At 47.9% G+C, this 22353-nt stretch carries 20 protein-coding genes, 1 tRNA gene and 2 pseudogenes; 7 read left to right on the top strand and 16 right to left on the bottom strand.

What is annotated here, in order from left to right:
* The first annotated feature begins 25 nt into the window (after positions 1-25).
* The 3 genes and pseudogenes from COO59_RS15245 (at position 26) to COO59_RS15240 (ending at position 3553) form a co-directional block, all read left to right on the top strand.
* Positions 26-2482 carry a nuclease-related domain-containing DEAD/DEAH box helicase gene (locus COO59_RS15245; RefSeq protein ID WP_103060613.1) on the top strand — a complete coding sequence of 819 codons (2457 nt, stop codon included), beginning with the start codon at positions 26-28 and terminating at the stop codon, positions 2480-2482.
* Between the two features lie 24 nt (positions 2483-2506).
* Positions 2507-2707: pseudogene (locus COO59_RS21660) on the top strand (5'-nucleotidase); the annotation flags it as partial.
* A gap of 196 nt (positions 2708-2903) precedes the next feature.
* A pseudogene (locus tag COO59_RS15240) lies at positions 2904-3553 on the top strand (IS1 family transposase).
* Positions 3554-3643: 90 nt separating this feature from the next.
* On the opposite strand, the gene COO59_RS15235 reads toward COO59_RS15240, so the two are convergent.
* Positions 3644-4513 (bottom strand): hypothetical protein, encoded by an 870-nt coding sequence (locus tag COO59_RS15235; protein WP_103060612.1) that lies wholly within the window; start codon positions 4511-4513, stop codon positions 3644-3646.
* Positions 4514-4840: 327 nt separating this feature from the next.
* Here COO59_RS15235 and COO59_RS21300 point away from each other — a divergent pair, with 327 nt between their 5' ends.
* A complete protein-coding gene (locus COO59_RS21300) occupies positions 4841-5026 on the top strand; it encodes a hypothetical protein (protein WP_240614144.1) in 186 nt (61 codons plus the stop codon).
* A gap of 230 nt (positions 5027-5256) precedes the next feature.
* Here COO59_RS21300 and COO59_RS15225 read toward each other — a convergent pair whose 3' ends face one another.
* The 6 genes from COO59_RS15225 to COO59_RS15200 form a co-directional block, all read right to left on the bottom strand.
* Entirely contained in the window at positions 5257-5574 is a 318-nt protein-coding gene (locus tag COO59_RS15225) for a hypothetical protein (RefSeq protein WP_103060611.1), read from the bottom strand.
* Positions 5567-6199, bottom strand: coding sequence for a nucleotidyltransferase domain-containing protein (locus tag COO59_RS15220; protein WP_103060610.1), 633 nt, complete (start codon positions 6197-6199; stop codon positions 5567-5569). The genes COO59_RS15225 and COO59_RS15220 overlap by 8 nt, the downstream gene beginning before the upstream one ends.
* A 2-nt stretch (positions 6200-6201) precedes the next feature.
* The gene (locus tag COO59_RS15215) at positions 6202-7011 is read right to left on the bottom strand and encodes a pentapeptide repeat-containing protein (RefSeq protein ID WP_103060609.1); all 810 of its coding nucleotides are present in this window, start codon (positions 7009-7011) and stop codon (positions 6202-6204) included.
* 220 nt (positions 7012-7231) lie between these two features.
* Entirely contained in the window at positions 7232-8107 is an 876-nt protein-coding gene (locus COO59_RS15210) for a phosphorothioated DNA-binding restriction endonuclease (RefSeq protein ID WP_103060608.1), read from the bottom strand.
* Positions 8108-8307: 200 nt separating this feature from the next.
* Positions 8308-9576 (bottom strand): tyrosine-type recombinase/integrase, encoded by a 1269-nt coding sequence (locus tag COO59_RS15205; protein ID WP_103060607.1) that lies wholly within the window; start codon positions 9574-9576, stop codon positions 8308-8310.
* A gap of 200 nt (positions 9577-9776) precedes the next feature.
* Positions 9777-9861 (bottom strand) — tRNA-Leu (locus COO59_RS15200).
* A 238-nt stretch (positions 9862-10099) separates the two neighbouring features.
* Between COO59_RS15200 and COO59_RS15195 the strand changes: the two genes are divergently transcribed.
* The gene (locus COO59_RS15195; RefSeq protein ID WP_103060606.1) at positions 10100-10612 is read left to right on the top strand and encodes a YjjA family protein; all 513 of its coding nucleotides are present in this window, start codon (positions 10100-10102) and stop codon (positions 10610-10612) included.
* A gap of 94 nt (positions 10613-10706) precedes the next feature.
* Here the strand turns inward: COO59_RS15195 and COO59_RS15190 are convergent, their stop codons facing one another.
* The 4 genes from COO59_RS15190 to COO59_RS15175 are packed head-to-tail and all read right to left on the bottom strand — an operon-like array spanning position 10707 to position 15476.
* Positions 10707-11651 carry a fimbrial protein gene (locus tag COO59_RS15190; RefSeq protein ID WP_103060605.1) on the bottom strand — a complete coding sequence of 315 codons (945 nt, stop codon included), beginning with the start codon at positions 11649-11651 and terminating at the stop codon, positions 10707-10709.
* Between the two features lie 23 nt (positions 11652-11674).
* Complete coding sequence (locus COO59_RS15185; RefSeq protein WP_165786524.1) at positions 11675-14188, bottom strand: fimbria/pilus outer membrane usher protein; 2514 nt, start codon at positions 14186-14188, stop codon at positions 11675-11677.
* 27 nt (positions 14189-14215) lie between these two features.
* Positions 14216-14899, bottom strand: a complete 684-nt coding sequence (locus COO59_RS15180) for a fimbrial biogenesis chaperone (RefSeq protein ID WP_103060604.1) — start codon at positions 14897-14899, stop codon at positions 14216-14218.
* A 55-nt stretch (positions 14900-14954) separates the two neighbouring features.
* On the bottom strand, positions 14955-15476 hold the full coding sequence (locus tag COO59_RS15175) for a fimbrial protein (protein ID WP_103060603.1): 522 nt from the start codon (positions 15474-15476) through the stop codon (positions 14955-14957).
* Between the two features lie 590 nt (positions 15477-16066).
* Here COO59_RS15175 and COO59_RS15170 point away from each other — a divergent pair.
* Both COO59_RS15170 and COO59_RS15165 read left to right on the top strand, forming a co-directional pair.
* Positions 16067-16549, top strand: coding sequence for a winged helix-turn-helix domain-containing protein (locus COO59_RS15170; RefSeq protein ID WP_103060602.1), 483 nt, complete (start codon positions 16067-16069; stop codon positions 16547-16549).
* 41 nt (positions 16550-16590) lie between these two features.
* A complete protein-coding gene (locus tag COO59_RS15165) occupies positions 16591-17883 on the top strand; it encodes a DUF445 domain-containing protein (protein WP_103060601.1) in 1293 nt (430 codons plus the stop codon).
* Here COO59_RS15165 and COO59_RS20715 read toward each other — a convergent pair whose 3' ends face one another.
* The 5 genes from COO59_RS20715 to lptF all read right to left on the bottom strand — a co-directional run bounded on the left by COO59_RS20715 (position 17884) and on the right by lptF (position 22140).
* Positions 17884-18030, bottom strand: a complete 147-nt coding sequence (locus tag COO59_RS20715; RefSeq protein WP_165786523.1) for a hypothetical protein — start codon at positions 18028-18030, stop codon at positions 17884-17886. It lies immediately after the preceding gene.
* Positions 18027-18965, bottom strand: coding sequence for a YsnF/AvaK domain-containing protein (locus COO59_RS15160; protein ID WP_103060600.1), 939 nt, complete (start codon positions 18963-18965; stop codon positions 18027-18029). The genes COO59_RS20715 and COO59_RS15160 overlap by 4 nt, the downstream gene beginning before the upstream one ends.
* Positions 18966-18995: 30 nt before the next feature.
* Complete coding sequence (locus COO59_RS15155) at positions 18996-19403, bottom strand: DUF2382 domain-containing protein (RefSeq protein ID WP_103060599.1); 408 nt, start codon at positions 19401-19403, stop codon at positions 18996-18998.
* Between the two features lie 560 nt (positions 19404-19963).
* Complete coding sequence (gene lptG, locus COO59_RS15150) at positions 19964-21040, bottom strand: LPS export ABC transporter permease LptG (RefSeq protein WP_103060598.1); 1077 nt, start codon at positions 21038-21040, stop codon at positions 19964-19966.
* A complete protein-coding gene (gene lptF / locus COO59_RS15145) occupies positions 21040-22140 on the bottom strand; it encodes an LPS export ABC transporter permease LptF (RefSeq protein ID WP_103060597.1) in 1101 nt (366 codons plus the stop codon). Before lptF ends, lptG begins: the two co-directional genes overlap by 1 nt.
* Between the last annotated feature and the right edge of the window lie 213 nt (positions 22141-22353).

Below are 22353 nucleotides of genomic sequence, written 5' to 3'. Positions count from 1 at the left end.
GAGCATGTTATAAGGAAATAGTAATATGGCCAAAATGATTCCGGCATTTGGACCTATTGATAATGATAGTTATGGAGAAAAAACGGTCTATGCCCTGCTAAAAGAAGGGCTGTCCGATGACTTCACTGTGATTCATAGTCTTCCTTGGTTGAGTTCGGCAGCCCGGCATTTGGGTATGAAATTACCACCAAGTGGAGAAATAGATTTTCTTGTTCTCCACCGTATCTATGGTGTTTTGGCTTTCGAAGTAAAAAGTGGGATATATCGCGTAGATGGCCCTATTTTTGTACATCTCAAAACTAATAATAATGTCGATGTAGTGAAGCAAACACGTAACAATGTTCATGGATTAGCCCGTTGGTTAGGAGGAGCAACAACGTTACGATTGCGTATTGGTTATGGTTTTATTTTTCCTGATAGCTATTTCGATAATAACCTTATAAATACAGCAATGGTTGATGCGTCTGTAAGACCATTTAGAAAAATATTCGTTGATAAAAGCCAACTCCCGGAAATTGCAAAGTACACTATTGAGATAATGCAATATTGGAAATCTGCATTAGGAAATAATGATTTAGGAAGTGAACGGCTTCAATTAATAATAAAATCTATATGCCCGCAATTTGATGGCACGCCTGACTGGGGAACCCGAATTATTTATGATAATCAACTCTGGTTAAGACTCACACATGAACAAATTAAAGTCATTGAACTGCTGTCAGAATATCAACGGTTTGTTGTAACTGGATGGCCAGGAACAGGAAAGACTTTGATTGGAATTGAATTCGCCAGGCGGTTGGTTAAAGAACAAAAAAAAGTTTTATTTATTACTTTCAATAACCGTCTTTCTGAATACATTCGACAACAAACTCCAGTTTCATTATGCGACGTTTTTACCTGGCACAAACTATGTCATCAGGCTCGTAATAGATTAGCCCTGCCTCCCGAGTCTCCAGCAGGCTGGTTTGAATCAGGATGCTGCGAGGATTTACTTAGTGCATTAAAGAAAAACAAGCTAAAGGATTATGATGCTTTAATTATTGACGAAGCACAGGCGTTACATTCTTCGTGGTTGGAAACCTTATTTTTTTGGTTTGAAAATAAAAGAATTATTGCATTTTGTGATGAAACCCAAACGTTCTCTTTTGAAAAAGGGACGAATCACATTGATCTTCAACGGATAATTAATTCCCAATTTTCCTTCAGCTTGACTATTGTTTTAAGATGTCCCAAAGCCGTTACTGATTATTTAATGGCTATCAGGCCTTCATCATATCAAATTACGTCCCCCAGAAATAACGAACCAGATACGTTAAAAGAATTAGTTGTTATCGATCCACTTTCCACATTGCTTAATGAAATCTTACGACTGAAAGAAAGTTCTGTGCCATCTGATGAGATAACCGTCCTTGTCCCTACGGATTTAGTGAAAAACTTCCTCCAGAAAGACATAAAAAATTTTGATATAAATATTGAAACTGTATCTCGTTTTCGTGGTATGGAATCACCTGTTGTTATTACACTGGATTCCTCAAATATGGAGGATGCTCAATTATTTTGTGCTTATTCAAGAGCCACGACTGCTTTTATTGCAATTTATGACTCCGAGAAATTAGCATGGAGAGAAAATAATACTTTTCTGCAACAGCTGGTTAATAGAAAAGAAACCCAGAGGGCAATTACCGAAGCCAAGCATAACTCCTCATCCAAAGTTCTTATGGCTAATTTTTTCATAAAAGGGGACCTGAAACTTAACAGTGTAAAATTAGCATGGTCAGAAGATCTTTCTTCGTGGCTTATTGAGTTTGATGCAGAAAATTCACCAGCGGAAACATGGGTTGATTACTTACACTCTCATTATACTTGGCCGATTATATATTGGTCCGTAAACTCACGAAGAGTTGTTTATTACATTGCAAATCAACAATTCGAATTAAACACATTAGGCGTAGGGACAATTTTATCAATAAAAAATTGTGCCATATGTGAAAAGATGATACCTTTTGATTCTGAGAATAATTGTTTGCTTTGCAATAAGAAAACTGAAGAATCGTCACCAACCAGACATGAAATTAATGAAATTCGCGACTTTGATTTAACAATCTCTCAGGGTAATTTTAATTCAGCTGTTCAAAAAAAAAAGAGACGATTATTACCCATACCGTTAGCGGCGGCTAGTGCCCGAAGAGTGGCATTTGAAAAGGCATATAGAAGTAAAGTACTCAGCGAATCATTACCCGGCGGAAAACTTCTCTACAGAAGTGCATTAGCTTTGATACAGGCTTGGGTTGCGTTATTACCACCAGATAAAACCCTAGTATTGGATGAGATAACAGACGCACTACGTAAACGCTATATCCATCTTGAGCAATTAGATCGCTCTGAATTAAGGAATGCTTTAGCCTGTGCACTGTCAACTTGCTACAATAAAAAGCATCTTATTAAAGTTGAAAAAGGGAAATATTCACCTATTGATGACTAAAAACTCTTATATAACTTTATTTAAAGTTGGGGTGCACATGTTTATGAGACTTTTTTCTCGGCGGTGGAGGGAATACAAAAGTTCTGAAGGCGCTTAAGCCACACATTTTCTTTTAAGATCAGTATGTGCATTTTATCGTGGTTGTAAGCTCCTTATGACAGTAACTCCGAACTTACAGAATGTGAACCATCTTGTATGGTCGCTGACAAACCATTTGGTCATTAAGGCTGAATTGTATTAGCCCAAAATTGACTTGGCAGTTTTCACCGATAGCACACAAGCAAACCTGACGGTCTGCTTCGAGCGTTCTGCGGACATGGTAATGCTCCCAACTTACTGTTGTAGTGTATGATGGTGGTATTTAGGTACTCCTGTAGCTTCCATTTCCGTCTGTTGTCCCTCCTGATCCGCTGCTGAAGGCGTGGTGCGTAACGGCAAAAGTACCGCTGGACATCAGCGCTATATCTGCACTCACTGCCATAAAACATGGCAACTCAGTTTCACCTACACCGCCTCTCAGCCCGGTACTCACCAGAAAATCATTGATATGGCCATGGATGGCGTCGGATGCCATGCAACAGCCCGCATTATGGGGGTAGGCCTCAACACGATTTTCCGCCATTTAAAAAACTCAGGCCGCACTCAGTAACCTCGCGCATACAACCGGGCAGTGACGTCATAGTCTGCGCTGAAATGGCCGAACAATGGGGCTATGTTGGCGCTAAATCAATCCAACGCTAGTTGTTTTACGCGTATGACAGGGTGCGAAGGACGGTCGTGGCCCACGTCTTTGATGAACGTACCATGGTGACACTGGAGCGCCTTCTGGACCTGCTGTCGGCTTTTGAGATAGTGGTATGGATGACAGATGGATGGCCGCTATATGAGTCGCGCCTGAAGGGAAAGCTGCACGTTATCAGCAAACGTTACACTCAACGCATTGAACGGCATAACCTGAATCTGAGGCAGCATTTGGCTAGACTGGGCAGGAAGTCACTATCGTTCTCAAAATCGGTGGAACTGCATGACAAAGTCATTAGGCATTATCTAACGATAAATCATTACCAATAAATTGGAGTCATTACCGGGCTGCTGAACTTGAATGAGAATGTACAAGGCCGCACTTTTGCAGTCCTGAACAGTAGTTCTCATCGGACGATTTTACGATTCCTCAGAATCGCAGTTACTGCAATGACCTTCCATCCGGAATGCACCACATTCACAAGGCTCCATAGGAACAAAACCATCCATCTTACTGTATTCACATTTATACCAGAGACAGACACCGGCCCGTTGTTTCGGTAAATAAATTACGGATGGGGCACTACATTCCGGACATTCCTGAAAATCCCAAGTTTGCAGATTATTCAGACTGAAACCACAACATATACAGTGAGTCCGTGTCGGAAAGCTTTCACCTTGGTAAAGGATAAAATGTGAAAAACTCTCACAAACGGGACAAAGTGCAAGGGTGTATTCTTGGTTAACAGTTATATCAAGAAATTGTTGCTCAAGAGCGATGATGTCTTGACGTAAATCAGAGTTCCATGAATTTTCGGTCTCATCTGACTGAATGATGACGAATGCGGGACGAAAAATTTGTTGGTACAGTTCACTCAGTTGCATTGCCAGTTCTTGCGGACGAACCTCAAGGGCAAAATGCTGAAGGTTATTACGCAACTGACCCACCGTTTTCATCATTTGTAACGCAGATTCAGAAAACTCGGCTGGGTGATATATCTTTAACAGCTTACAAAGCTGGCTGACGTTGACAGATTTACACTGGTGTAATTCTGACTCGGTTGGGTGCGCCGGATCCACGCATTTTTCCTGAAGCGATGCTGGATTAAAAATCGCTCCAGGCCCATTGCGCGAAACTACGGCCTTCAACAATAGCTCAGCGGCCTGAAAGAGGTTAAGCAGGCACTGTTTGTAGTCACGTCGATCATGTCCTTCTAGCGCTTTGTTAAAGTAGTCCAGCCCGGTTTCCACTGAATCCAACGCATTTTCTAGTAAGTTAAAACGGACCATATCAAAGCACCCTGAATAAGCATCGTCGTCAGGCCAGCACTTCCGCCAGTTACACAGGTAGTAATTGTACCCACCAATATTGGAAGCCTATTTTAGCACGTTTAACTTTAGTAGTACTGACACAATATTCATGGAGCGGACTGATTGACTTTTTGGGGTCTTTACAAGCTCAGTCCAATGCTGTATAGTTCCCAAAGAGTGAATTTAGCTAGTGCATCCATAGGTTCAATTCCTATGCCTACACTCCTCATCACAGCTCTCCCAATAATCGCATTTATCCGTTACCTCAACGTGTTACTTAACGATTACGTCCATAAGGAGAAGCCTATGAGTAAATTATTCCGCCATGTAGTACTATATGTATCTTGTTTCATTGAAACTTTTTGGGCTGGGATGGTAAGTGTAGTAGCGGGTCTGATGACAGGCGGTGTCCAAATTATTTTGGCACTAGCTAAATCTTCTCAATTTTTGATCTTTTTATTCAAAGCATTCACCCTCAGAAATATTATTTAAATCAATAAACTAAGTCACTCCACGCATATTTCCCTTGTCATGGTCTTACGTATTTTTTGTACTGAGCATGACCGTTTCCCCTTTCTGTAATACACAGCGTGATTAGCAATCATCTTCTACTGGAACAAAGTAGACGAGTTAACTGAGTGAATGCCAGCTGTGAGCGAGAAGCGGAGGTGGCACTTTTAACCTCCTCCAAACTGACTATAGAAGAAATGGCTATTCAGTTCTCAACGAATTCTCTTGGAAACAACTCTATTTTTCAATTCAATTTCCAATTTCGATAACTGGTCACTCACTCTTTTAGAAAGAACCTTATAGTCTTCAGTAACCTGCTCCTGACTCTTGTTTGCAAGGAAAAATAAGGTACCTGACATCTCTTTCAACAAGAGAATAGCACGATCAGTATTACTGAGATTATTGTTATTAGACCATCGATCTATGGCTTTCTCGGTCAGACTTAATAACGACTCACGGAATAATCCTGAACCATTGACTACTTTCAATGCTTCTCTTTGAGCTTTGATTCTATTACTAAACTCACTCATATTTGCCACCAATTACTTTTATTATTTCTCGCATCCAAGACTCAATTAAACCTAATTGAGTCTTAACTTTTTTAATGTCATCAGCATTCAGGATTTCACCAGTACCTCTGGTACAAAGCACTCTGGCCCTTTCTAATAATTCATAGGTCAAATCACAAATTGGTATGCTATGAATGCCCAAATTACGTGCGGAATTTCGCGAAAAGTCGGGTCTTACATCGCAATCTAAAGAAAAACATGTCGCAAAATTTCGTATCGACAAAAACACTGAAGATAGATCAAAGATCTCTGTAAGATCAGATGTTTCAATCGAATTTTTAGCACTAATAAATATCTCTAGAAACTTTTCACAATCAGCCAATCCTGAATTATAGTTACTCGGTTTACCTAAACTCCGCAAATAATCAATGTTATCGGGTGAATAAATAATTTTGGATTCCAAAAAAAGATGCCAAGCGAATGGATTACCTTCTTTCCAGAGTTCATTTATCCGTTCATACGAGTAAATCGAGTAATCTCTCGGATTAAACCTTTCATCCCGACCACTGACAATAGCTAACATGTCAATGTCTGAAAATGAATCAACCTCTCCGCGACATATCGAACCAAAAGCATAGATATGCATAATTATCGCCTATTAAACCGTTTAATTATTATGGACATAAAGAAACCAAACATAATTAGTCTTACTAGAACGACTATTGACAAAAACGATGTTGAATACTCAGGGAGTTGTAATGTCCCCAAAAATAGCTGTGGGGACATTGCTAACGCGTCAAAATATGAGCTAAGTAGTTTGGGATCACCATAGTTAAGAACGTGATGTAAAGTTATTATGCACAGAATAACAATAACAGCCCTGCATAATTTAAAAGCAGACTCTCCGTTTCCCCAGATAAGATCTAGTGCCTTAAACTCAAACCATTCGCCAAACATTTTAAAGCGGTCAAGTCCTTTATATTTCTTTCGATAATAAGATTCTTTGGATTTCCATGCTTTATGAAGGTGCTCTCCTGTAGCCTGTAGTTCGATTGCTATGGCTTTATTTGCTGATTTTGAATCACCTATTTGCTGATAATTAAAACGTAAAGAACGCGCAAACTTGAGCTTAAGGTTGTCCAGTCCAGGACACCCATTTTCAAGAATGTCATTATCAATATGGGTCTTATCAAAAGTGGCATAGTCAAATTTGCAGCCACTAAAGCTTGACCCTATTAAGTTGCAATTTAAAAATCTGCAACCAGTAAAGTCACAATCCTGAAAACTACAGTTTCTGATGTAAGCAGCATCGAAAATACAGTAGCTGAAGTTAACATTTTTAAATTCAATATTTAATGCAACTAATCTTTCAAATAATTTATTAACAAACTTATCCTTGGCTACTACAGAGTCAAATCTTTTGTCTGACAGCTTTTCTCTTCCGCTATCTTTTATCATTTTTTTTCTCTATAAGCTAATAGACTAAACTTTATGAATTATAAAGCTTTTTTGGGCTGATTTGAAGCCATGCTGACCTACTATAGCAACGTCCATTTTTGGCACAGAACAGCCTGTCAGATCAGGTTTGGATCTGTACAATAGATGTGTCAGGTCAAATCTGAGCTAATACAGCTGAATGGTTTGTATACCACACGCAAAATAACTGCCCTACCCCAGATCAATGCTCGCCTCTGAACACCTCTTTCCTGTGCCATTCCACAAACTGTTCGCCCGGATAATTTTCTTTAACCGGCGGCAACGCAATCGCTTTTCCCGCAAAATCCCAGAACAGCCGCTGTACCACCCCACCACCATTTACTGCGCCGGAAACCATCACACGCATATTTTCATCCAGCCCAATCGAACCGCGATCAAACGCTTTATGATGGATTGCGCACAATGCCAGGCCATTAGGTACTTCACAAGGGCCATGGTGCTGCTTCCATCTGATATGGGCAGCCTCCAGAGCAATCGGCGCATTGTCGTGGCGCATGTTAAAGCCGCAGATAGCACACTGATAATTGTAAGCACGTAGCACCATCTGGCGGAACTTCGGATCGCGTTGACGAAGAGAGGTGCGAATATCAAAACCCATCTCATCAGCGATGTCTTCCTGAATACTGGCCGGGAAATGCGCCTCCAAGAGCTGCTGCGCCAGCGTATCAATTAACCTGTGATTTTTTGTCACCAACGCAAAATTGTCGGCATCAAATCCACCCGCGACATTATATTCGATGAGTTCACGTCGGGGCGGCTGACGGCTACCATTGGTTGAGCACAGTTCCGCGTTTTGTAGTTCCCAGAAGCCATCGCCCTTCAAACGCCAGAAGGGCATGTCCGGGCGCTGATCACGGCGCTGCGGTCCATAACGTTCCAGGAGATCCAACAGGGGCTCGTAGATTTCAGAACCATAGTTAAACAGGCGATCGTGACCCTGCCGATAGTGTGAGAGGACGTGCAGCAGCAATAATGGCTTATGTGGCGCACGCTGTTCGCCTTTGCGCCAGATGGTGATATTTGATATCGCTTGCTTTAGGGTTTTGTCAGAGGTCATTACGTTGAATAATCCATGAGCACATATTTGCGATGGTGCTCGCAACTATATGTACATTCAAGACATTATTGCAGACATCTTTTTTGTCTGGCGGATAGAATTTTGATAACAACGGTAAAAAATACAGTGACCAACTAGCCCTAATTGAGCTGGTTGGTCGCTTTAATTTAAACATCAACCGAGAAATAAAGGCATTCAACTCACTCGCCATTCCCCCGGTTGATCTTCGCATAGTCAAACGGCGTAATCCCCTTCTCCCGGTTCGCATCCAGAAAATCAGCCCACCACTGCAACATCAGCTTGCGCTCATCCAGATGTTCCGCTTTATGGATATACGCCGCCCGCACTGAGTTACGTTCCATATGACTCATTTGCCGTTCTACCGCATCCTTCGACCATAGCCCTGACTCAATTAACGAACTACAGGCCATTGTACGGAAGCCGTGGCCGCAAACCTCAACTTTAGTGTCATAGCCCATCACCCGCAGCGCACTGTTTACCGTATTCTCACTCATGGGCTTACGCGGATCGTGATCGCCAATAAAAATCAGCTCATGTTCACCACAGAACTGTTTTATCTGCTTTAGGATCGCCAGCGCCTGCTTTGAAAGCGGCACCAGATGAGGTGTACGCATCTTTGATCTCCGCTGAGAATGTTTCACGCCCGAAATAGGCTCTCGCTCTGGCGGGATGGTCCACATTGACGTTTCAAAATCGATCTCTGACCAGCGAGCAAAACGCAGTTCACTGGATCGAATAAAAATAAGCAGAGTGAGTTCCGTTGCCCAGCGGGTTAGCGGCCTGCCGGTATAGCCGTCTATTTTCTCAAGTAACTCAGGGATGCGCTTTAACTCCAGTGCCGGACGATGCTGCCGATTACTGGAAGCTACCGCCCCCGCCATCTCCTGCGCCGGGTTGTAATCAATTAATCCGCTTTGCACTGCATAACGCATGATGGCCGTGGTGCGCTGTTGAAGACGGGAAGCCACTTCAAGACGTCCAGATGTCTCTACGACTTTGATGGGAATTAACAGATCGCGGGTACCCAGTTCAGTAATATTGCGAGTACCAATTGCCGGGAAGATATTGTCCTCAAGGCTCCTTTTTACGCGATTAGCATGATCTTCCGACCATTTCTGATTGGTAGTGAGCCACTCTCTGGCAACCTTCTCGAAAGTAATAATCTCTTTCGCCTGCTCTTCTTTCACAGCACGTTTATGCTCACGAGGATCGATACCAGCAGCTACCAGCTTTCTGGCCTCTTCCCTTTTCTTCCTGGCATCCGCCAGCGAAACATCCGGGTAAACGCCGAACGCCATCAAATGTTGTTTACCACCAAAACGGAAACGAAATCGCCAATACTTTGAACCGCTAGGTTTTACAAGTAAGGACATGCCGTCGCCGTCAACAAGTGAATACTCTTTCTCCTCAGGTTTCGCAGAACGAACTTTAGTATCCGTTAGGGCCATAATGGTCCTCCTTCCATTGGTATCTCGTGAGTATACAAGTAATATCGAATCGGCAAATATACTCATTAGTATACTCACGAGCTTGTTGATGTGGGTTGACTCAGGTTGACTTAGGTTGAGTGAAAAAGCGTGGAAAGCCTTGCGGATACTGGATTTCAGGCACAAAAAAAGACGTCCGTTGACGTCTATTGATGTTCCGATGGTGCCGAAGGCCGGACTCGAACCGGCACGTATTTCTACGGTTGATTTTGAATCAACTGCGTCTACCGATTTCGCCACTCCGGCACGGAAGGGATGCGGAAAACGTTGTGGATTATACCCTTACCTGCCACCTGCGCAACCTCAATTGTCCGCCCCGTGCGCTAAGTGTCGAAAATTTCGCCTTAGCGTACAGACAATTCTCAATCACTGCCTTTAAGGCCGCGAATGGCGCGCTTTCCGGAACTCTGTCCGCCTCCGGCAGTCCCAACTAGCTGATAACGGGCGCGCCGTGGTTGACGCGCCGAATTAACCGAGGTTGGCAATGAAAACAACATTACGGCGCCTGGCGCTGGCAACGGGCGTGATCTCTTTTATGGTGACGGGAACGGCACTGGCGGCCAGCTGGCAGGATCAGCTGAATAGCGCGGCAACGCAGCTTAGTCAGCAAAACACCACCAACACCCAAAACGGCACCACCAGCCAAAATGGCCTGTCGCTCTCTTCCCTGTCCGGGCTGCTGAACGGCGGCGATAAGGCGGTCAGCAGCAGCAGCATGACCAATGCCGCCGGAATTATGGAATATTGCGTAGAGAATAACGTGATTAAAAATAATGCCACCAGCATTAAGGATCAGGTGCTGAGCAAGCTGGGCCTGCAAAGCACCACCGAACAGGCGCAGCAGACCGATTATCAGCAGGGCCTGATGGGGCTGCTGAATACCGGCAACGGTCAGCAGCTTAACCTGAAAAGCCTGAGTAATACGCCAATCGGCGAGAAGCTGAAAACCAAAGCCTGCGATGTGGTGCTGAAACAGGGTAAAAACTTTATCTCCTGAGCCGCTCCACTTCTTCACGTCCTGCTATAGCGGGGCGTGAAGTATCCCTTCCCCTGTTATCCACCGCGCTTTTTCTTCATATTTACTCTGCGTTTTAATTTTGGGTAATCGTAAAGGTAATCGCCGCACGCGCCGTGCCGGACGTTACGTTATTGCCAATTGGCGTATAGGCCGCCAGCAGCGGGATGGTAAGCTCGCGTTCTCCTGCGTTGTGATAGGTTCGTGGCGTATCAAAATAGAGCGGGCTGCCATCGCGATACATAATTTTAATCGCCACGCCGGTGGCCGCACCGGGTACGTTATCAATGGGAACAATGCCCGGCTCCGGCGACGGCGTACTGCTGGCGGAGGAAAAGGAGACGTTAACCGGCAGATCGCCCTGACACAGCAGCTCAATATTAAAAGCAGTGGGCGCAACGGTACTGCCGTAGCTACCAAAGGCGCTGCGGCTAATGCTTCCCAGCTGCACCGTCAGATGAGGTGTTTTGGCATAGCAGCTTTTTATGCGTACAGCGCCGGATACCATCTGCAGGCTAAGCACGTTGGTTAAGTTGCCATTGCTGTCCGGCAGGGAGAAGCGCGCCACCTCGCCACCGGAAAAGCTGCCCGGCGTAATATCGCCGGTGCGGTAAAACAGCAGCTGAATATCGGAGCCAAGCATCGGGGTATCGTCTCCTGGCGTCAGCGTGGCGGCCAGCGGTACAAAGCTGTCGGAGAATCGATAGTCCGTAATTTTAACGCCGACGCCCGGCACGTCCGTGTCATAAACGCCCGGCATAATCGCGCTTGGCCTGCTCCAGCTGCCGGCCATGGTGGATTGATACTGGACGCTGCCGGTGCAGCTCTGCGCCATCCATCCCGCTACGTTGATAATTTTACTGTCAAGCAGGCTGCCGGGCGGCAGGTTAGGATCGACAATCAAATCCGACAGGATTAACCGCTGCGTTTTTGGCACGCCGATGTCGCAGCCTGCAGCCCAGCCGCTGGTTGCCGTTATGATGCCAGCGATAACCACCAGCGCGCTCGTTAGCTTTTTCATTGCGTATTCCTCTTCGCGCCGGGTTATTGGCAAGTGGTCTGTAGCTGAGTCACGATGTCGTCTTTCACCTCTGGCAGGGTAAAATCGGCGCGACAATGGCTATCGCTGCGGCTGCCCCAGTTCACCTGTAGCGACACCTGCTCTGCCAGACCGCTCAGCCAGACCTCGCCATTATCGCCGACGATGCTGCTGTAATTATCCACTTCACCGGCAAGCGTGACCGTTGCCCCAAACGGAACCGGCAGGCCATTACGGCGAACCAGCGTAATTAAAGCGCGCTGACCGATTCTGCCGCTAAAATCAGCCCGTACCACCGCGCCGCGAGTGGGAACCACCAGCTGAGTGCTATTCTGCAGCTCAACCGTATCCGGCAGCGACAGCGGATCGAGCATTATCTCGTTCACGCGATAAGCGCGCATATAGGGCACCAGCGTATAGCCGCGAAAGTCGGTACTAACGCCGGTCTGATTAAGTACCGAAGCGTCGGCGATGCCCGGCGCTTTAACCAGCGCCACCGTCTCGCCCAGCGGCTGGCTGAACGTAATGCCGTCCCGATGCGCTACCAGCGCGCCGCTAAGGCCGTAGCTCAGGCGTCGGCTATGGCGATCCCAGGCGTAGCCTGCATCCGCTTCGCCATAGCCGCCGCGAAAGTCCACTTCCGCGCTGCCGCCGCTGCCTTCGTTGTGGTTGGTATAGCCCTGACGCAGGCTCCAGCTCAGGTTATTATCGGCAAGCGCGGTACCGCTCAGCCCTGCCGAGTGGCTGGTGCTACCGTGGCGGGCGCTGGTCATCTGATAGTTGGCCCAGGTATGACCGGAACTGCGGCTAAGCGGTATGCTGAGCGAAAACGCCAGCACCTGATCCTCACGCGCGCTTTTATCGCGCCATGCCGGTTTGATGATGTTGCGGTTATAGCTGTAGTTCAGGCTAAAGCTGATGCTGCTCCAGCTATTGTTGTAGCCAAAATTCAGGGAGCGAGTCTGATGCTGGTCATCCCAGTAATCTTCATTAATCGCACTGAGCGTTAGCGCGCCCGCCCCGGTCCACAGGTTCTGCGTTAGCGTTAGCTCGGCCCGCTGCCGACGTCGATCCCACTGCCATAGGCGCTCGTGCTCGTAGCTATCCAGCACGTCGTTCAGACTATAAAAGCCGCTGGTCGCATAGCGATAACCCGCCAGCGCCACGCTGGTGCCGGTGTTAATAAAATTTTTGCCGTAGCGCAGCCGCCAGGCGTGGCCCTGCGAACTGTCCAGATGGGCTGGCCGACTATGCGCCAGCGTGGCGTCCAGCGATAACGCGCCCAGCTGGCCCAGGTTTTTACCGACGCCCGCCACCAGCGAGCGATACTTCTCCGCCTGCTGCGTGCCGCCATACAGCGTAAACGCCTGCGGCAGGCCGATAATGCCGGTCGCCTGGAAAAACAGTTTGCCGTCGTGGCCGTTATCGTAGCCGCGATATTCGCCGCCGGTCAGGCTGTATTTAATATGTCCTTCGCGCTGTAATACCGGAACCGAGGCAAAAGGCACCACCAGCTGCTGTTCGCTGCCGTCCGCTTCGTTAATGGTAACGCTAAGATCGCCGCTGCCGCCGGTAGGATAAATATCCGCAATCGCGAAGGCGCCGGGTGCGACGTAGGTCTGATAGATAATTTGGCCGTTCTGGTAAACGCTAACCTGCGCATGGCTGCGGGCAATGCCGCGCACCACCGGCGCATAGCCTCTCAGGCTGTCCGGCAGCATATCCTCATCCGAGGCCAGCTGTACGCCACGAAAGTTAACGCTGTCATACATATCGCCAGGAGAGGTGCTCTCCCCCAGCGTAAGCTGTCCCTGTAGCGGCACAATCTCGCGCTGCAGATAAGTATAAAAATTATTCCAGTCGCCCTGATTATTACGGCTGTGCGACCAGGTGCTGTAGTTACGCACTCGCCACGGCCCGATGTTAATGCCGGGCCGCAGGCTTAAAAACTGGCTATCGTCATTATGGCGATGAGCTACCAGCGCCTCGTTGTGCGCCCCGCTGAAGCGATAGTTAAGCAGCAGCGCGTTGATACCGTTGTCCCACCGCTCCGGCGATACTGTCTCACGGGCCTGATAATTTAACGCCGCCTGCGGAATACTTAACAGCAGCCGCTGGGCATTAACGTCCAGCCGGGCAACGGCGTCGCTAATCTGCGTCAGATCGGCACAGCCGTCGTTCTGCTGAAGTGCAGGATAGCGCGCCACGTTCACGCCATAGCCAGCCAGACTGTCAACGCTCAGGCAGGGCATGAGCTCCTGCGTTCCGTCGCTGGTGCGTTGCTGGCGAAAGGTAACGTCACGCGTCTCCTTCGGCTGATTATTAACAACGATCTCAACCCGATAAGTGCCAGGTAAAAGGGGACTATTTTCAAAAGCGGAAAGATCGACCGCTTCGTTTTCCAGCCCGTGGCGTTCCAGCAGCGCTGGATTAAACGTGACTGCATATCCGCTGTTTACCTGCATACCTGCCGTAATAATGCACGGCAATAATAAGTGGCGTAATTTACCCTCCGCCATATTCTTTTCCTTAACGATAAATTTGCTTTATTTGCTGTGTGATGAATAAGTCGCCTCAAAGGGGCGGGTTATCGCGCCATAATCATTTATCAGCCGCCAGCTCACTTTCCCGGAACGCGCCAGCTGGGGTAAGGCATACTGTTTAACGGCAAAAGGCGCGACCCATTTCATATCGGCAATGGCCTTGCCATTAACATCTATTGAATGAAAATTCATGTAATACGGCGTTGGGTTGTTTACCTGCAGCTTACCCTGCTGCCAGCTCCAGCTGAGTTTGGCCATCTCTGAGCGGTGAACCGTTTTTTCCAGGCTGGCGGGACGCCAGATAAGTTTGATCTGCGTTTTAATCGCAATCTGCAATATATTTTCTTCACTTGACGCGCTGGGGATGGATTTTATATTGGCCCAAAACAGGCTTTCACGATCCTGCGGTAAAGGAGTACCGGTATAGATCAGGCGTAAAACATTTTTTTGTTGGCTATCGAGGCGGAAAAGCGGCGGCGAGAAGATAAAGGGCGCTTTATTTTTATCGGGACTTTCGACCCACGACTGGATTAACCAGGCGTGGTCATCAGGATTAGCTACGCTAATCGCGGTCTCTTTTTTTTCACCGTGGAAAATAATGCGCGTGCCGCCCACGATAACGCCTGCTGTCGCGACGCTATTAACCAGTGCCAGCATAAACAGCGAGCAAAAAATCCTTTTATACATTCCGGCTATTCCAGGAAGAAGCAATGGGCCAGTAACCGACCCATTGCAGGATGGATTAATTATAATTCATGGTAAAAGTAGCAACGGCGTTAGCCGGGCCGGGCGATACGCTGGATGCCGTCGCGATATAGCTGGCATAGAATTTCAGATCGTTATCTGCGCTTGCCTGTAACTCATAAGGGTTAGACGCGGTGAAAAGCGGCAGTTTTGTCATATTTTGATCGTAAAGCTGAATACCGACGCCCTCTGCCACGCCTGCGCCAGCATTAAGCGCCAGCACTTCTTGATTGCCATCATAGGTAGGGCCATCGAACTTCACGCGCGCATTAACCGCAGGGCAATCGCTCAGGGACAGAATAAATTGCGTGGTTGAGGCGACAGAACCTTTGCCGGTAAAGCTGCTTTTATTGATCGATCCCATTGGCACGATTAGGCTGTTGCCACCGCTGCCCAGTGAAACCACACAGGTATTATCAATAATCTCACCATTAAAATTGACAGTACCGTCATAGGCCAGCGTTGAAGCCGAGGCAAACAGTAGCGCCATTCCTAATGAGATTTTATTAAGACGTTTCATATATTTCCTTATGAACTGATTTAAACATGATTAGTACCGAATGCCCTGGATGGACATTCGTCCTTTTATTCCCTGGTGTAGTCATATAAAAATTATTCCCAATGCCAGTGACTAAAAAATAACAGACAGGCATAAAAGAGGCTCAGAACAGCTGAGTTATAAGCCACCATCCAGGTTATTAATTTATTAGCTGACACCGCATCCCGCTCGCTGCAGTCATATCACATAAACAATTAACAACAACAGGCGAATTGCGCTGCAACAGCAAAACTACAACAAAACCGGAGAATGAAAAGTGAAGAATGAATAATTCAGGAAAGAGAAAGGAAACTTCATAATATAAGAAAACCACAGCACATCATCAGGCTAATTCAGTACTTAAAAATGATTAAAATCAAAAAATTAAATCAAAGTGAATACGTAATTAAAAATTGAAAAATTTGAACGCTATGAAAAATAAGATTATACATCCTATTAATTTACTCTCTGTTTGGTAAGAAATTTGAATGGAAAAGAGCGTTATGCTAGCTTGACTCTCTATTCGCCGTTACGTGTTGTTACTTATGGATTAGGTTGCTGAGGGATTAACCATGTTCTACTGTATTAATAATAACGTCATCTTCGATCCATTAAAACATACTTTAACCTCAAGTAAATTCTTTCCGGAAAAGGATACAAAGCTCAATCAGCCGACCAGTCGCTGTTTATCATTATTAATTGAGAGGAAAGGAAGCGTTATTACGCAGGAGGACTTTATGAATGAAGTCTGGCGAAAACATGGTATGGAAGTAACGGTCAATACGCTTTATCAAAATATCTCCATTCTGCGAAAAACATTAAAACGCGTCGGCATTGATGAAAATATTATTATCACCGTGCCCAAAAAAGGGATTACGCTTTCGGCTCAGGTTGAGGCACTGGCGGGTAAGACCTTTATCTCTTCTTCATCTCCGTTAACCCTGGCGCAACAGGACGATACGCCGTTAAATAGAAAAGGCGGCCTTAATCTGTTTTTGATGCTGTGGTTGCTGCTGCCGGTCACCTTGCTGGTTTTGTGGATGGCGTTTAACTAGCGGGGCACGATTTTCTTAACTCGCTACGCTATGCTGGTAGCATGCAGAAAATAAACGAACTTAAACGAGCCAAGCGCCTGGCGCTTTCACTGCTGCTGATCGCTGCAGCAACCTTTATTGCTACGCTGTTTATGCCGCCCCGGCTGTGGGTGAGCGGTTTGAAAGCGATCGCAGAAGCCGCGATGGTTGGGGCACTGGCCGACTGGTTTGCCGTAGTTGCGCTGTTTCGGCGCGTTCCGGTGCCCTTTATCTCTCGCCATACGGCCATCATTCCCCGTAATAAAGATCGCATCGGCGAAAACCTGGGCCGCTTCGTCCAGGAAAAATTCCTTGATGCGGACTCGCTGCTGGCGCTGATCCGTCGTCACGATCCGGCACAGCTTATCGGCAACTGGCTAAGCGCGCCGGATAATGCGCAGCGGCTGGGGCAGCATCTGTTACAGCTAATGCGCGGTTTTCTTGATCTGACCGACGATGCACGTATCCAGGGTTTTATTCGTCGCGCCGTGCATAAAGCGATTGATAAAGTTGACCTGACGCAGACCAGCGCCCTGCTGCTGGAAAGCCTGACCAAAAATAATCGCCATCAGGCGCTGCTGGATGCTGCGGTCGGGCAGCTGCTGCAGCTAATTAACCGGGAAAGCACGCGCGAGTTTATCGCCATGCAGCTGGTGCGCTGGCTGAAACGCGAGCATCCGATTAAAGCCAAAGTCTTGCCAACCGAATGGCTGGGCGAGCATAGCGCCGATCTGGTTTCCAGCGCGGTTAATTCTCTGCTTGATGATGTTAGTCAGGATCAGGGGCATGAGCTACGTATGGGCTTTAATCGCGCCGTCGAACAGCTGATTATCCGGCTGAAGAACGATCCGGATATGGCTGAACGCGCAGAAATCATTAAAGGTTATCTGAAGGAAGATGAAGCGCTGAATCGCTATATCGGAGAACTGTGGGGCGATTTACGTGAATGGCTGAAAACGGACCTGAACGCCGAGGACTCTCGCGTGCGACAGCGCGTGACGGAAGCGGGTTTATGGCTGGGTGAAACGCTGGTTAAAGATGGCGCGCTGCGTGCTTCGCTGAATCAGCATATGGAACAGGCGGCACGCACGGTTGCGCCCGATTTTGCCGCTTTCCTGACGCGCCATATTAGCGATACGGTAAAAAGCTGGGATGCGCGTGAGATGTCACAACAGATCGAGTTGAATATCGGTAAGGATTTACAGTTTATTCGCATCAACGGGACGCTGGTAGGAGGCTGCGTTGGGCTGCTGCTGTGGTTAATAACGCAGCTGCCCGCGCTGTGGCAAATGCTCAGCGCGGGCCAGGGACAGTAACTACTTCTTCAGGCCGGTCAGTCGATCTTTCTCAAGATCGGTGCCGGTCAGATTATCTTCTCCCAGACCGGTCGTGCCGGTCAGGCTATCTTTTTCCAACCCGGACTTCTCCACTTCGACTTCCTGACGGCGGACGGTATCTTTCACCGTTTCAACCCGCTCTGAAGTTTCGTTGCGTACGCCAACCTCTTCTTTAATACGCGCGTTTTGCTTACCGTTGGCACTTCGTGGGACTCTTCCACTTCGATAGTTTTATCGGACCAGTCAACGTCGCTCAGATAAGCTGGTTCATCGACTGCGGCACGGAACACATCAGCATGCTGTTCAAACAGCGATACGTCTTCAGCCACTTCATCTTCAACGGTATAACGGCGCAGACGCACGACGCCATCGCTCACCTGACGTTTACCAATGGCGACCTCTTCTTCCGCCAGTTTTAATGCGTCACGATTATCGCTGCCGGTTAGCGTTGTGTCTGTTGTGGCCGTTCCCGTCAGGCCGGTGGCTATAGCGCCGGTACTCGTCCCGGTCACGCCCGTGGTGCTGAGATCGTTATCCAGATCGGTTGTGCCTGTTTTACTGGCAGTGGTGCTTTTATCATCCAGCGTACCCGGCACGCCTGCTGTCGGATTGGTATTACCGGCTACGCCGCTGGCGCCAGCAGAAAAACCTGCTGATGTGGTACGGCCGGTAAGATCGTTGGTTTCACCCAGATATTCACGATCGGTGCCTGTGAGGCTTGCGCTGCCAGAGCGATTATAAGAGGCAGAGTAATCCGTGGAATATTGATCCAGCAGCGCCTCCACGCGGTCTGCATCTTCTTTAGGAGCACGTACGGTCAGCAGTACGCCGCCGCCCTGAATCGCTTTGTTATATTCGGTCGCGTAATCATCATCAACGTCATCGCCAAACAGGCGCTGCCAGAAGCTGGGATGACGGATCTCTTTATCTTCTACGCGTAATCTTTCACCTGAAATAATATCAATATGCCTTTCCTCGATACCTTCGGCAATGAGTTTCTCTTTAGCCACTTCCGCCTGCTGTATCTGATTAAAAGCAGTAACGATTTTTTCATGTGCCATATAATAGTCTCCTCGTGCTTAGGTTAACGGTTAAGTATCTTCCTTGTTGATCTCTATCTCCTGGCTACGCAATGTCACTTTCTGCTGAAACTGTTCACTTTTTTTCAGCTTGTGAATATGGACTTCTTCTTTCAATACATAGTGTCGAATAATTTCCACCTGCTCTTCGATTACCGGCACAATTAACACATCGCCTTCCTGACGAACCTGCGGAAAATATCCCTCTGTAACCGGTTCATTTTTTTCGACGTGTTCTATCTCGACTTCTTCATGCCAGAGCTCAGCCTCTAACAGCTTTTCTGCCGTCGTCGTAGAGCGATCAATACGGATACGACGGTCAACCACGCGCTGCGTGCTCACCGCCGCCTGCTCTTCTGCCAGCGGAATGGCTTCATGCTGTTCCGTTACGTCCTGGTTCGGCGCAATTTTCTTAGACATTACTCTTCCTCCGCAAATAGCGCCGTTTCAGAACCTGCATTCATTATCGAGCGTTTTCGATAATTTACCGTAATAGTTATAAAGCATAGACCAAACGGGAGTTTATGTAATAATCAAGCGCGGCAAATTGTTAAGAAATATAAATCCTGTTGACAATGAATGGGTAAACCATCCTGATTATTACCGTTTCATCTGACGTAGCGGTTTATTTTATTTTTATTTTCACGCTTCGTAATTAGCATTGCCGGTTAACTTATTATAATTACAAGCAATTTAACAGGCGCGACGGGTAGATAAAAATTCATGCCGGGCTTTACATTGATCTAATCAGGAGCGAAAAAATTACTACTAATAAGTTTCAGATATTTCGCAAGGAAATAAATTTGCAAAAATAAAAAATTATGATTTCGAATAAGCTTCATAAAAATTAGATACCTGTTAAGAATACAAAACAGAGGTAAGCAGGAAGCAGCGTAAACCAGGAGATGGGATCAGGGAAGAAAGAGAAAAACGCAATCAGGCTATCAACCGGTGCGGCAGCAGCCTGCCGCACCAGAAGTTTAACGTCGCTTCATCAGCATCCAGACGCTGATAGCAAAGAAGGCGGCGCTCGGCAGCACCGCGCCCAGAACAGGCGGTAAGCCATATACCAGGCTGAGCGGGCCAAAGATCTGATCCAGCACGTAGAACAGAAAGCCAAAGCTGATGCCGGTCACCACGCGCACGCCCATCGATACGCTACGCAGCGGACCAAAGATAAACGAGAGCGCCATCAGCATCATTACCGCCACCGACAGCGGCTGGAAAATCTTGCCCCACATATTAAGCCGGTAGCGTCCCGATTCCTGGCCGCTCTGCATCAGATATTTTGAGTAGTTATACAACCCGCGAATCGACAACGCATCCGGGTCCAGCGCCACTACGCCGAGCTTATCCGGCGTCAGGTTGGTTTTCCATTGACCGTTAATACTTTGCTTGCCGGTAATCTGTTTTGCATTGGTCAGATCGGACTCATCAACCTGCCCCAGACTCCAGCGACGCGCCGCCTTATCCCAGGTGGCCGTGGCGGCATAGCGCACGCTCATTAACCGCCGCTGATCGTTGAAGTTATAGATGCTGACGCCATCCAGCTGGCTATTTTCTTTGATGCGCTCAATATAAATAAAGCTGTTGCCATCCTTTGCCCACAGGCCGGACTGCGTAGAAAGCAGCGAGCCGCCAAGCAGCTGCTGAGCGCGGAAGTTACGCGCCATCTGCTCGCCCTGCGGCGCAACAAACTCACCAATCGCCATGGTCAACAGCACCAGCGGGATCGCGGTTTTCATCACCGACAGCGCGATTTGGAGACGGGTAAAGCCGGAAGCCTGCATCACCACCAGTTCGCTGCGCTGCGCCAGCGTTCCGAGACCCAGCAGCGCGCCAAGCAGCGCCGCCATCGGGAAGAAAATCTCAATATCCTTCGGCACGCTGAGCAGGGTGTAATAGCCCGCATCCAGCGCGGTATAGGCGCCCTGCCCGGTTTTACGCAGCTGATCGACGAATTTAATAATGCCGGAGAGCGATACCAGCATAAAAAGCGTCATCATAATGGTGTTAAAGATAGTTTTACCGATATAGCGGTCTAATACGCCAAACATCAGAAAGAGCCTCCACGCGTAAAGCGGGCGCGCAGACGCCGCATCGGCACCGTATCCCACACGTTCAAAGCCAGCGCCAGCGCCAGATAGCTCAGGTTAACCACCCACATCCAGATTGCCGGATCGAGCCGCCCTTTTGAGCCGTTTGACTTCAGCGAACTCTGCAGCAGGAAGAAGATTAAATAGAGCAGCATGGCCGGCAGCATAGAAAGCACGCGTCCCTGGCGCGGGTTCACCACGCTAAGCGGCACCACCATCAACGCCATCGCCAGCACTGAAAATATCAGCGTTAAGCGCCAGTGCAGCTCAGAGCGGAACTCCGGCGACGCATTACCGAACAGATCTTTAAACTCCGCCTGTTCAGCGTCGTTAGGATCGAGCGTGGCGGTTTTATAGCCGACAATCGCCTGATAGTGGGTGAAATCGGTAATGCGGAAATCACGCAGCAGCGCGGTGCCTTCAAAACGGGTGCCTTTATCCAGCGTCACCACCTGCGAGCCGTCCAGGCGCTGTTCCATATGGCCGCTGTCCGCCAGCACGACCGACGGGCGAGAATTGCCTTTCGGACGCAGCTGCGCCAGGAAAACGTGACCGAACTGATTGCCCTTCACATTTTCAATAAACAGTACGCTGTTGCCGTCGCTGGACTGCTGAAACTGCCCCGCCGCCAGCGCCGCAGCGCCAGGGTTGGCTTTCGCATTCTGCGTCACCTCGCTTTGATAGCGCGATGACCAGGGACCAAGCCAGATAACGTTGACCGCCGCCGCCGCCGCCGTTAGCAGCATCAGCACCATCGCCGCCTTGACCAGCACCGCCTTGCTTAAGCCGCAGGCGTGCATCACGGTAATTTCGCTTTCGGTGTACAGTCGCCCCAGCGTCATCAGGATGGCCAGAAACAGACTGAGCGGCAGTATAAGCTGTGCCATTTCCGGCACGCCGAGCCCTAACAGGGTGAGAACTAAGTTTGTCGGGATCTCACCATCCACGGCAGCGCCCAGGATCCTGACCAGCTTCTGACAGAAGAAGATCAACAGCAGGATAAAGAGTATTGCCAGTTGGCTTTTGAGCGTTTCCCGAACCAGGTATCTAATGATTATCACGCTTCGTATGCCTGTGAAAACTTGTCTTTTTGCTGGAAAATCGATAGTTTCAACGCTTATTCGCCATTTTTCATCATCAATGGCCGTTGTCATAGATCTATTGTATGACACAAGCGTTCAGGTGACGTAAAAAATAAAAATGTCACTGAAACACAAACTGACGTCCTGGTTACTAAGAACGTCGTACGCAACGGCGTAAGCGTTACGAAGCGG

The sequence above is a fragment of the Mixta theicola genome (genome assembly GCF_002895925.1).
Classification (GTDB): Bacteria; Pseudomonadota; Gammaproteobacteria; order Enterobacterales; family Enterobacteriaceae; genus Mixta; species Mixta theicola.
This window is presented reverse-complemented; position numbering and strand designations above follow the sequence as displayed.